Origin of the sequence: Fischerella thermalis PCC 7521 (genome assembly GCF_000317225.1) — a bacterium.
GTDB lineage: Bacteria > Cyanobacteriota > Cyanobacteriia > Cyanobacteriales > Nostocaceae > Fischerella > Fischerella thermalis.
Genome location: NZ_AJLL01000008.1, coordinates 65,183 through 77,504, shown reverse-complemented (window position 1 = coordinate 77,504; position 12,322 = coordinate 65,183). Strand labels below are relative to the sequence as shown.

General features: G+C 42.1%; 8 protein-coding genes. 4 read left to right on the top strand and 4 right to left on the bottom strand.

What is annotated here, in order from left to right; all coding sequences use genetic code 11:
* Positions 1 to 2 precede the first annotated feature (2 nt).
* The 3 genes from UYK_RS0102040 (at position 3) to UYK_RS0102030 (ending at position 4,420) form a co-directional block, all read left to right on the top strand.
* Positions 3 to 572, top strand: coding sequence for a chemotaxis protein CheB (locus UYK_RS0102040; protein ID WP_026086336.1), 570 nt, complete (start codon positions 3 to 5; stop codon positions 570 to 572).
* Positions 573 to 898: 326 nt separating this feature from the next.
* Positions 899 to 2,764, top strand: coding sequence for a CheR family methyltransferase (locus tag UYK_RS0102035; RefSeq protein ID WP_016870826.1), 1,866 nt, complete (start codon positions 899 to 901; stop codon positions 2,762 to 2,764).
* A gap of 330 nt (positions 2,765 to 3,094) precedes the next feature.
* Entirely contained in the window at positions 3,095 to 4,420 is a 1,326-nt protein-coding gene (locus UYK_RS0102030; RefSeq protein WP_009455452.1) for a PAS domain-containing sensor histidine kinase, read from the top strand.
* A 96-nt stretch (positions 4,421 to 4,516) separates the two neighbouring features.
* Here UYK_RS0102030 and UYK_RS0102025 read toward each other — a convergent pair whose 3' ends face one another.
* The 4 genes from UYK_RS0102025 to UYK_RS0102010 form a co-directional block, all read right to left on the bottom strand.
* The gene (locus UYK_RS0102025) at positions 4,517 to 4,726 is read right to left on the bottom strand and encodes a ribbon-helix-helix domain-containing protein (RefSeq protein WP_009455450.1); all 210 of its coding nucleotides are present in this window, start codon (positions 4,724 to 4,726) and stop codon (positions 4,517 to 4,519) included.
* Positions 4,727 to 5,524: 798 nt separating this feature from the next.
* On the bottom strand, positions 5,525 to 8,200 hold the full coding sequence (locus UYK_RS0102020; protein WP_016870824.1) for a peptidase domain-containing ABC transporter: 2,676 nt from the start codon (positions 8,198 to 8,200) through the stop codon (positions 5,525 to 5,527).
* Complete coding sequence (locus UYK_RS0102015) at positions 8,149 to 8,907, bottom strand: peptidylprolyl isomerase (protein ID WP_026086335.1); 759 nt, start codon at positions 8,905 to 8,907, stop codon at positions 8,149 to 8,151. The genes UYK_RS0102020 and UYK_RS0102015 overlap by 52 nt, the downstream gene beginning before the upstream one ends.
* Positions 8,908 to 9,201: 294 nt before the next feature.
* Positions 9,202 to 9,996: a TIGR00297 family protein gene (locus UYK_RS0102010; protein ID WP_009455441.1), complete on the bottom strand. Its 795-nt coding sequence runs from the start codon at positions 9,994 to 9,996 to the stop codon at positions 9,202 to 9,204.
* A gap of 234 nt (positions 9,997 to 10,230) precedes the next feature.
* Here UYK_RS0102010 and UYK_RS0102005 point away from each other — a divergent pair, with 234 nt between their 5' ends.
* The gene (locus tag UYK_RS0102005) at positions 10,231 to 12,321 is read left to right on the top strand and encodes a S8 family serine peptidase (RefSeq protein WP_009455439.1); all 2,091 of its coding nucleotides are present in this window, start codon (positions 10,231 to 10,233) and stop codon (positions 12,319 to 12,321) included.
* Position 12,322: the final 1 nt, after the last annotated feature.

Here is a 12,322-nt window from a genome sequence, read left to right as displayed (position 1 = left end):
CAATGACGAATAGCTATATAGTAGTAATGGTAGCCTCAGCTGGCGGACTCAAAGCTTTGAGTGAAATTTTATCCAACTTACCCCCAGACTTTCCTGCGCCGATCGCTGTGGTGCAGCACCTAGATCCCCACTATCCTAGTATGCTAGCCAAAATCCTGAGTAAGCGCACTCCTTTGGTAGTCAAGCAAGCAGAAGCGGGTGAAAAGTTAAAACCAGGCACAGTTTACATTGCTCCTCCTGATCAACACTTGTTAGTTAATACCGACGTAACATTGTCTGTTTCCCAAGCGGAAAAAGTCCGTCATGTCCGTCCCGCAGGTGATGTGCTGTTTCAGTCTGCCGCAGTTAGTTTTCAAGAACAGGCGATCGCTGTAGTCTTAACTGGTATGGATAGCGATGGCGCAGCCGGAGTACAGGCAATTAAAAACATGGGTGGTATAGCGATCGCCCAAGATGAAGCAACTGCTGATTTTTTTGCTATGCCTGAAGCTGCTATTAAAACTGGGGCTGTTGATTTTGTTTTGCCTTTAGAAGCGATCGCTTCTACTTTAATTCAATTAACAAATAGGTGATTAAACAAAGGCAGGGGGCAGTCCCAATGAAAAAACCTCACCCCGTCCTATGGGACACCCCTCTTCCGGCTCATACCAATTTACCTTAATCACGATACAACATTTAAATCCTGTACCAGAGGTGCCATGGCACCTCTGGTACAACACAAATATGTTTTACGTTTAAAGGGAATTGATATCACATCTACAATTTGTAGCCTGGTTACAGCGAAAAGGTATAGTTATAAAATTTTACTTTTTAAGTACGATCGCAAAATTAATTACACATTCTTTATACTATTCCCTGACTCTACACAATTAACCCTAATTTTGCCCAATCACTGACTATGAGCGCCACGGAAACTAATCCAGAACTAGAAAACCTCTTAGAGTACATCAAACACAACCGTGGTTTTGATTTTGGGGGCTACAAGCGCACCAGCTTAAGCCGCCGCATCAAAAGACGTATGCAAACAATTGGTGTTGAAGATTACAACGAATATCTTGACTACTTAGAGGTGCATCCAGACGAGTTTGTTGAGTTATTTAACACAATCTTGATCAATGTCACAGGTTTCTTTCGAGATGCAGAAGCATGGGAGTATATAGCAAGTGACATTATTCCTCAAATAATTACTAATAAGCACCTCAGCCAACCGATTCGAGTATGGAGTGCGGGATGTGCTTCTGGGGAAGAAACTTACACCTTAGCTATGTTGTTGGCTGAAGCACTGGGTATGGAACAATACACAGCGCGAGTGAAAGTATTTGCCACTGATGTGGATGTGGAAGCGCTGGAATATGCTCGTCATGCTAACTACAGCCCCAAAGAAATTCAAACCATTTCTTCAGAACTACTGGAAAAGTATTTTGAGCGTGTTGGTGGTCGGTACGTTGTGCAAAAAGAGTTACGTCGCGGTGTAATTTTTGGTCGTCACGATTTAGTACAAGATGCACCAATCTCCAGAATTGATCTGCTGGTGTGTCGCAATACTCTGATGTATTTCAACTCTGAAACCCAGGCGAAAATTCTGGATCGTTTTCACTTTGCTGTACGCGATCATGGGTTTCTATTTTTGGGTAAAGCAGAAATGCTGTTTGCTCGTAATCACTCCTTTACACCTGTTGACTTGCGGCGGCGGATCTTCACAAAATTACCAAACGGCAATCGTCGCGATTTGTTGTTGAATATAACTCATTTGAATACTCAGCAATCCACATCGGAGATGGTTAACCCAATTACTCGCATTCATCAAGCCGCCTTTGAGATCGATCCGATCGCCCAGGTGATAGTGGATGTTCACAATTCATTGGTACTAGCCAACGAACAAGCCCGGAGTTTATTTAATCTCAATCCCAGGGATATAGGTCGTCCCTTGCAGGATTTAGAAATTTCCTACCGACCAGTGGAATTGCGATCGCGGATTGACCAAGCTAGCACTAACCGTCGTGCTGTGATTTTAAAAGATGTTGAATGGTCAATTACAGAGCAAGAAACCAGGTTTTTTGACGTCCACATCATACCACTCATAGATAACAATGGTGATGAACTCTTAGGTGTAAAAATTGTCTTCACCGACGTTACCCGCTTTAAACAGTTACAAAACGAACTAGTACACGCGAACCAAGAACTAGAAACAGCTTACGAAGAACTCCAATCTACTAACGAAGAACTAGAAACAACAAACGAAGAACTCCAATCCACCGTCGAAGAACTAGAAACAACCAACGAAGAACTCCAATCTACCAATGAAGAATTGGAGACGATGAACGAGGAACTGCAATCTACTAACGAAGAACTCCACGCCCTGAATGACGAACTGCGTCAACGTAGTGATGAACTCGTCCAAGTCAACACCTTTTTGGAATCGATTTTGTCTGGTTTGCATAGCGGGGTGGCTGTTCTTAACCAAGACCTACACATCCAAATTTGGAACTATCGTGCTGAAGACCTCTGGGGCGTCCGCGCTGATGAAGTTAAAGGTAGACACTTCCTAAACCTAGATATCGGCTTGTCAGTCGAACAACTGCGTCAGCCAATCCGCACCTGCTTACTCGGAGAATTACCATACCCAGAAGTGACACTACAAGCCACAAATCGTCGTGGTCGGGCAATTTTGTGCAAAGTTTCCTGTACACCTTTACGTGGGTCGACCACACACGATATTCAAGGAGTAATCTTGTTAATGGAAGAAATTGACACAAGCGAATAATTTATATTGTATTCTACTCTTCCTAAACTCATACTTTAGAAGCTGTATGTTATCACTGAAATACTGTCTTCGACAGGAGCTATGATTTGACTAGTACAAGATAGACAATTAAAAAAATTTTAAAATTCAATCTCATTTAATATGCCAAAAATACTTCCCTATTTCTCCCCTAAATCTATTAATCAATCAGTTTCGCTACATTAATTTCATAATCCAGAGTCTTCCTGACTATTTTGTCAGTGCTAATTACTCTGAGAGTTTTACATAACTTGATTAAAAAAATTGATTCAAAAATATAGAAAACCAGCGAGAACTAATAGGAGTTTCAGTGTGAACGCCTACGAATTGACCCAACAAATAGAGGCTGTGCGTCAACGTGCTGATGCGCTACAAGATCACGCCAAAAGATCGCCTTTACCGCCATCGGAAATTCTGCACGACTGTCTTGAAGAACTTAATACAGCGTTAGAAGAACTAAAAGTAGCAGAAGAAGAAGTACGCCAACAAAACGAGGAGTTAATAGATATTCGTGCTGCGTTGGAAGTGGAACGCCAACGCTACAAAGAACTATTTGATTTTGCGCCAGATGCCTATTTGGTGACTAACATCGCAGGCAAAATCTTAGAAGCAAATCGCGCTGCTACTAATTTACTTAAAATATCACAAAAATATCTCCAAGGCAAATTACTCATCAACTTCATCCCAGAACATCAGCGTCGTGCCTTTCGTTTCCAGCTCATGCGTTTGCACCAGATCAAACAAATCCAAGATTGGGAAATTCAAATGCATACGCGGGAGGGGGGTGAATTTGATGCTGCCATCAGTGTCACTACAATATGGAATCGCGAAGGTAATCCCAAAGGCTGGCGTTGGTTGGTACGGGATATTACCGCCCGCAAACAAGCAGAAGAACAGTTACGGGCGATGAAGCTGGAAAATTTGCAACTCCAAGAAGCGACAAGGCTGAAATCACAATTTTTGGCGTTTATGTCTCATGAACTGCGTACCCCCATGAATGCGATTTTGGGCTTTTCCCAACTACTGCTACGCCACCCATACAATCAGTTTCCTCCGCAGGCAAGAAATATGGTAGAACGGATTTTATCTAGTGCTAGACGCCTGCTAGTGTTGATCGAGGATATACTAGATTTTTCCAAGCTGGAGGCTGGGCGGCTGGAGTTGAATTTGACAGAATTCAATTTAGCTGATTTGGTTACAAAAACAGTAGAAGAACTTAACTGTTTAGCCCAGCAGAAACATTTAGCTTTAGATGTTTATATTAACTTGCAAAATCCTAACGTTATTAATGATAGCGATCGCGTCCGCCAAATTTTAGTTAATCTGCTTTCTAATGCGATTAAATTTACCGATATAGGTAAAGTAAATGTGGAAGTGTTAGAAATTCAAGAACGAGTGATGTTGCTCGTGAAAGATACAGGTATAGGCATTAGCGAAGCCGACTTAAAAAACATCTTCCAAGAATTTCGTCAAGTCAACCAATGTCTCACACGCAAACAAGGTGGTACTGGTTTAGGACTAGCAATTGTAGACCAATTAGTGCGCTTGATGAAAGGCAGCATCACTGTAGAAAGTAAACTTGGTGAAGGTTCAACTTTTCGTGTGGAGTTACCAAGAGTAGTTAACAGTCCTGATTAATAATCAATAATTGATAATTAGTAAATCATAATTCATAATTAAGGTTTTTAATTATGAATTATGATTGATCAATGAGGAACTAACAGGAATTATCAATTATGTTCTTAATTGCCCTATTGTAGTGGAGTAATTCTGTTCAATTGGATTTAAGTCAGTTTGCATTTGTATAGGTAGTCCTCGAATAAGTTCCCGAATCACGTCTGTTGCTGGTCTTCCAGTTTGTTGGCAATATTTTTCAAGCTTTTCGGCTTCACCTGATGCTAGGTTTAAAGTAATTCGCTTTGTTGCCCATTTTTTGTTCATCATTACTGAATATTTACCTAAAATGTTTTGGGTGTGTTCAGAAGTAAGTAGATGAACATAAATAAACTAAAGTTTCTAGTAACTAGTAAAAGTCCTGCCTATAGTAACTTCTATAAGGGTAACACTTACTACAAACTAGAAGTATCTTTGACGCTTAATTATGTCCATGTACTTAATACATGAAGAAGAAACGGAAGACCAGCCTCTTTTAGGGGCTACCCTAATAAAGGAGTCATTGCCTCAATGAGAAATTCTAAAGCATCTCATTCACTAGTTGCACCCTAAAAAGGCAGGCTGGTTTTTCTCATCGGAACCAAGAAAGGTTTTTAGCTTGTGATGTTAATGTTGTTCTCTTTAAGAAATTACTGTTTTGCAAGCTTGCTTTCCATACGTCTATGGTATAAAACCCCTGTTAATTTTTTAAGTAATTACCGATACAAATTGGATGATTATAAGTAGCAAAAACTATCGATAAATACAGATTAGACGAGATTAGCAAAAAAATCCATTGATATTTTACGCTTAATGTAAATTAAAGTCATGTTTTAGAAAACGGTAAGTGCTAAAGTAGCCAAACTGTTAGCTAAATATAGCAATCCTAATTAAGTTGTGAGAAAATACGGAACCCCAGATCCCCGACAACTCTTGCGAAGTCGGGGATATCGCCTCTCGCGAATGATTTAGGATTGCTTAAGTCAAATCCTCTTTCCTTCTGCCTTCTGCCTTTTGCCACGGCGTTCCTTGTTCGCCCGCAGGTGGCGAACCCACGCCTCCTCTGCCTTGTTTCTCAGAGACGAGAAGTTAAATATTAAACTGCTGTCGTTGATATAGCGACCAATACAAACCCTTTTGCTGTAACAAGTCTGTATGTGTACCGCGTTCGACGAGAACTCCTTTTTCTAACACCAAAATTAGATCAGCACGTTTTAAAGGTGCAAAGCGGTGAGCAATTAAAAATACAGTTCGTCCTTGAGAAACTGTTTGCAAGTTTTGCAGTACTTGCTGTTCGGTTTCACTATCCAGGGCGCTGGTAGCTTCATCTAAAATCAAAATTGGTGCTTGGGAGAGGAACAACCGCGCTAGGGCTATACGCTGTCGTTGTCCACCAGATAAAGCTGTACCCCTTTCGCCGACGTTGGTTTCGTAACCGTGGGGTAATTCACTAATAAAGTCGTGGGCAACAGCAAGTCTAGCAGCTTCTACTACTTGTTCAGCGCTAATCTCGGGATTTCCAAGGGTAATATTCTCCAAAATCGAACCGTTGAATAAAAAGTCTTCTTGGAGGACAACACTAATCTGTTGACGCAGTGAAGTTAAATCAGCACTTTTAATATCAAAACCATCAATGAGGATGCGTCCTGATTCAATTTGATAGAGGCGTTGCAAAAGCTTAGAAAGGGTACTCTTACCAGAACCACTGCGTCCGACAATACCGACAAATTGCCCTGGCTGGACGTTAAAAGAAATGCCTCGCAGTACGGGTTCAGTGTTTTGGCGGTAGCGGAAGAAGACTTGATCAAAAACGACTTGCCCTTTCAGGGGTGGCAAAACTAAACCTGTACCCGGTTCTGCTTCTGGGGCGACGTTGAGAATATCACCAATCCTGTCTACGGAAAGTAGAACTTGTTGCAGATTTTGCCATAGTTGCACTAATCGCAGTAATGGCCCGGTAACTCTACCAGAAAGCATTTGAAAAGCAACAAGTTGACCAACAGTTAGTTTGTTGTCAATGACTAACTTAGCACCAAACCAGAGAATGAGTAGGCTAGAGAAATTAGTCAGGAAGTCACCGATATTGCTGCTGATGTTAGAGGTGGTGGAAGCTTTGAAGCTTGTGCGGATGAAACGGGCAAATAAACCTTCCCAGCGATCGCGTGCGACTGCTTCGGCTGCATGGGCTTTCACTGAATGAATTCCTGTCACCGTTTCTACCAAAAACGACTGGCTATCAGCACTGCGGTTAAAAGTTTCGTTTAGCCAGTTACGGAGAATTGGTGTAGCTACAAGTGTGAGGATGGCAAATAAAGGTAGCACAGCCAACGCCGTGAAGGTAAGCGGAATGCTGTAGTAAAACATCAACACCAGGTACACCACAGCAAAGACACTATCTAACACCACAGTCAACGCTGTACCTGTGAGGAATTGGCGAATTTGTTCCAGTTCTTGCACCCGTGCAACTGTGTCTCCTACCCTGCGTGATTCAAAGTAAGCCAAAGGTAAGCGCATCAAGTGGCGAAATAGCTGGGCGGACAAACTTAAATCCAAGCGCCGGGCGGTATGAGTAAAGACAAATAGCCGCAAAATACCAAGTACTGCCTCAAAAAGTGCTACTAGCAATAAGGCGATCGCCATGACATCAAGAGTCGCCAAACTCTCTTGCACCATGACTTTATCGATCACGACTTGGGTAATGAGTGGCGTTGCTAACCCTAACATCTGTAATGTCAACGACGCCAGCAACACTTCCCCTAACAGTCCTCGGTACTGCCATACTGCTGGTAAAAACCAACTGAGGTTGAATTTTTCCTGCTTTTGGATTAACTCAACTTGCCACAGTTGCCCATTCCAATGTTGTTCCACCAAGGACTGCGGCAAAACTTCACAAGTGCGATCGCCATTCAGGGGATTGGCAATGAGTAAGCGATCGCCCCTGACAGCATACACTACAACCCAGTTGCCCTCAGCTTCTGGGGATGCACGCCACTGCAACAAAGCCGGAAATGACAACTGCTGCAAATCAAACCAACTCACCTGTAACCGTCGCAGCACAAAGCCTAACTTTTCTGCTGCTTCTACAACATGTTTCGGCTGCTGTCCTCTGACTTGGCGTTGTACCCATTCCAACTTCACGGGTTGATCTAATTGTTGCGCCACCATTGTCAAGCAAGCAGCAGCAGTGTTGCGGCTAGCAACAAAGGGGTAAGTGGGGGGGGTGGGACTGTCTTTGCTGGGGTGGTGGGGTGGTGGGGTGGTGGGGAGAGAACTTTCCCTCGTCTCCCCATCTCCGGTTCTCCCCATCCCCCCATCATCTTGAGGTCTTCCTCGCCAAAACTCTTCAATCTGTGGTGTGGAAATTTCTGCCCATATTCCTACAGGCCAACGTACCACTACTACATCTTTACTAGCAGCTACAGCTTTGCATTCGAGGGGTAGTTCCTGCAAGCTACCAAACCAATCACCCGCAGCTAAAGTTGCTAGGGGTTTACCAATTCCTTCTTGGCGCAAACGGACTTTACCAGTCACAATCAAAAACTGATAGCCCACCCCATCTTTTGGCCAGATTTTTTCTCCTAAACCGAAGCGCAGAGTTTCTGCCCGTTTTTTCAATAGGGTTTGCTGTTGTGGAGTTAACCAACATAGTGGTGCTTTTGTCCAAGGTAGAGAGGCTAGCACCCTTGTATGTGAAGACTCATCATCTATCAGCTTTAATTCACTTGCAGTTTTACCGTTAGCTTCTGAATTTTCTCTGCTAGCCATTTCTCAAACAACTCATTCTGTAGTGCTTGCTTTAGTTGAGTATCTTCCAATGAAGCTGGCAAAATTTGTTCTACACGAAACAAACCATAACGTTCTTCCAGTTCTATTGGCCCTACTATTTCCATTGGTCTTGCCACATCAATTGCTGCCCTGAGTTTATCAGGCAATGTTCCTCGGCTGACGGGGCCCATCATACCGTTGACGATTCGATCCTCTGTGAGTGAGTATTCTCTAGCTAATGCCTCAAAGCTAGCTCCTTCCTCTATTTGGGCTTGTAATTCCTCGGCTAGTTCCCGATTATCTACAATAATTCGCGAAATCACCACCCGATCCAGGAAAATTTTCCTTTCTATGAAATATTCTGGCAACTTTGGTTCTGTTACTACTGCTTTGAGTTTTTCTAACTTGAAGCCTAGAGCCACACTAGAGTGGAAAGAATCATAGTCTTTGCCATTATTTTGTAGCCATTCTTGAAAACTTTTCGGATCTGTGAGTTGATTTTTAAGTCGAAAATCAATAATTGCCTGTTCAGTAAGAGCCGGACTAATAGCTATATCTTCGCGAGTTTGTAATTCTTTTTCTATTACATATTGACGCAGAATATCCCCAATGAATTGTCCTAATTTTCCAGAATTTTGCAAATACTTTACCGCTTGTCCAATCGAAATCGGTTGCTCATCAATATTTAAAAACGATGAAGATTCCATAGGGTAAACACGTAACATGACATAAAATATTTATACATTTATTTCTCAGAGGAAATTCGTATTTTCCTTGACAGGAATATGCCAAGTTTATATAGACATAGTAAGACTTACAAGACAGAGTGGCAACTCCATCTTGTAAATATATCGTAAAAATATCTACCTAGTATCGGAAAATGATTATGAGAGTATGGCAGAAACAACTAGTGCCCTTTGGGAAAAATAACTACGCATTCAAAATTAGCTGACAATCTCACGTTATTAGAATTACAATCTCCTCACTCTTGTCTGTAGAGATTAAGCAACTGTAATTGCCCAAAACCAAGCCAAAAAAATCGCTGCGATCGCACCGATTAATGTATTTAAAATATTCACTAATTCGTTAGTTAACCAAGTGTACTTTGATTGCAATGTTGCTCCAATGACACTTTCTAAATTTGTGGCAATAAATGCTGCTACTACGCACCAAAGTACGCCCAAAAGTTCGACTAAACCAACAGCCCAACCCACAAAAGCAATCACCACTGAAGCCACTACCCCAGCCAAGGTTCCTTCTAAACTTACTGCTCCCTCAGTTCCACGGGGTACTGGTTGTAGGGTGGTAATCAAGAAAGTACTTTTGCCGTAGGCTTTCCCCACTTCACTAGCACAAGTATCAGACAACTTGGTACTAAAACTGGCTACATAACCCAGGATTAGTAGGGATCGGAGATCAGCGATCAGGGATTGGGTAACGGGAAGGGTTCCCAAGTCTAGCATTCCTACTCCTAAAGCGCACAGTGTCCCAATTAAAGCTGAACCCCAAACATTTTCTGGTCCTCTGGCACCAGAACGCTTTTCGGCAATACCTTCAGCTTCTTTTTGGGCCATGCCTATACGTGTGACAAAGGAACCAACCAGAAAATAGAACATTACAACTATATATCCTTGCCAACCTAATGTCCCCCAAATTAGGACACCTAGTAACCAAGCGTGGAAGTAACCAGCGCTTGTGAGTAGTTTTTTGGGAGCAATCCAAGCCACAACTAACAAGATAGAATTCAACGCCACTCCCACTAGCCAGGGGTTTACAGAGTTAATTAAAGCCAGCATTGTTTATGTGTTTGAGATTTTGTTCAAGCCAACAACAGGATATCCAAATTTTGGCTGTACTCCCAAACCCTATAGTCTAGTGTCCTAGTAAAATTACGCAGCAGAATTTTAAAGTTCAGGTAAAATTTTGATGCTGATTGATTAAAGACATGTAAAATCAGGTTATTTTCTTACGAAAGAAACAGATGATGGATGTAATGAAAGTTATCTGTAGTTTGAGATACCGGGTAAAAAATGTCATCGGATCTTGCTGGCAATTCCTTAGATAAGGCTAGAAGTTTTACATTTACAAATAATTCGGAGATTTTTACTGATAGAGTTTCTCTTAAAGATCAAAACGATTACTATCAATTTACCCTTGAGGGTAGAAGTAGTTTTCAACTTGACTTGACTCGCTTGAGTGCCAATGCCAACGTCCAATTGATTCGGGATGTGAATGGCAACGGTTTAGTAGATAAGGGAGAAGTCATTGCTGCTTCTAAGCGTACTGGTAAAAAAGCCGAATCAATTACCAAGATTTTAGAAGCTGGTACTTATCACATTCGAGTTTATTCTCAGGGTAAAGCGAAAACTAAATATGACTTGAGTGTTTCGGCTACACCGATTGACAACGCAGGTAACACTCTCGATACAGCTTGGGATATAGGTGAAATCTCAGCCAATACAGAAGCTATTAGCTATACAGATTGGGTAGGTAAATCTGACAGCTACGATTACTATAAGTTCAACATCAACACTGCTGGCGATGTGACTTTATCACTCAAAGATTTGGCTGCTGATGCAGATATGCGATTGTTGAATTGGCAGGGTGAGATTCTGGCAGGTTCTGCCAATATTACTAATACTGATGAATTTATTACTAGTAGTTTAACAGCCGGAACCTATTACGTAGAAATTTATCCATACAACGGCAATCAAACTTTTTACAATCTACGTTTATCATTCACACCGCCGGATTCTACGGTAATGAGTCAAAGTTCCGATGAACTAGAGTCAGTAGATGATGCCGATAGCACATCCATCACACCTGCAACTGTCGTCAGTTACCAGGGTACACTCAGAGCAGATACGTTTGTTTATACATCGACTTCTACACAAACTGTATTTTCTGGCAAAGGTAATATCGACTTTGGTAGCGGAGGACGAGATATACTGGACCTCTCTGCTTTTGTATCTACACAAGTCCAAGCGTTTAATTACGCTCACACCGCCAATGGTGGCGTAGTTTACGATCCTGGTGATTCAGTAGCCCGTGTGTTTGATGCGATCGCTTTCTCTGACGGTAAGCAAATTTTCTTTGAAGGTATCGACACTATCAAGTTTGCAGATACTGTAATTGACTTGTCGGTAATACCCAATGACCCGCTATTTAACCAACAATGGAACTTGCACATGATGGATGTGCAGAAAGCGTGGCGGTTCACAACAGGTTCAGATCAGATACTACTGGGAATTGAAGATACAGGAATAGCAACTGACATTAACGGCTATCTTCACCCAGACTTGCGATTTACCGAAAGTATTAGTTATAACTATTTTGATGAATATTCATCTGATTCTCACGGAACTTTAGTCCAAGGAACGATCGCTGCTGCTAGCAATAATAATATTGGTATAGCTGGCATCAACTGGAATTCTGCGCTGATGCATGTCGATGTTGTTGGTGGTAACCCTGGGGATTACAGTTTAGCTGATGCCACACAGATATTAATAAATTGGGCAGATAGTCAAAATAAGCGTTTAGTAATTAACCTCAGCCTAGCTGGTGGATACTCCACAGCATTTGAACAGCTCATCGCTAACAATCAAGACGATGTTTTGTTTGTCATCGCGGCTGGTAATGGTAATCAGAGTACTATTTCGAGTCCTGCCGATTTAGCTAAGAAGTACCAAAATGTGATCTCCGTTGGGGCTTGTTGGGGAACTCAAGACTACTACGGCAATCCGAAAACGCCAGGAACACGAGTTGATTATCCGAGTGCAGGTATACAGTGGTATGGTTCTAATTATGGGGAAGGTTTAACTCTCATGGCCCCAGCAGAATTTACCTCTACCAGTGCTACTCGCAACACCTCCAACTCTTTCTACAGTAATTTTGACTACATAAACTATTTCAGTGGCACTTCCGCAGCAACTGCAAATGTTACAGGAATTGCATCATTAGTCTGGAGTGTTAATCAAGGATTAACAGCCACACAAATACGCTCGATTCTTTCAGAGACTGCTTACGATCTTGGTGATCCCGGTTATGATATAGTCCACGGCTACGGTGTTGTCAACACTGATGCTGCTGTACGCCGGGCGCTGGCTATTGCCAGGACTTAAG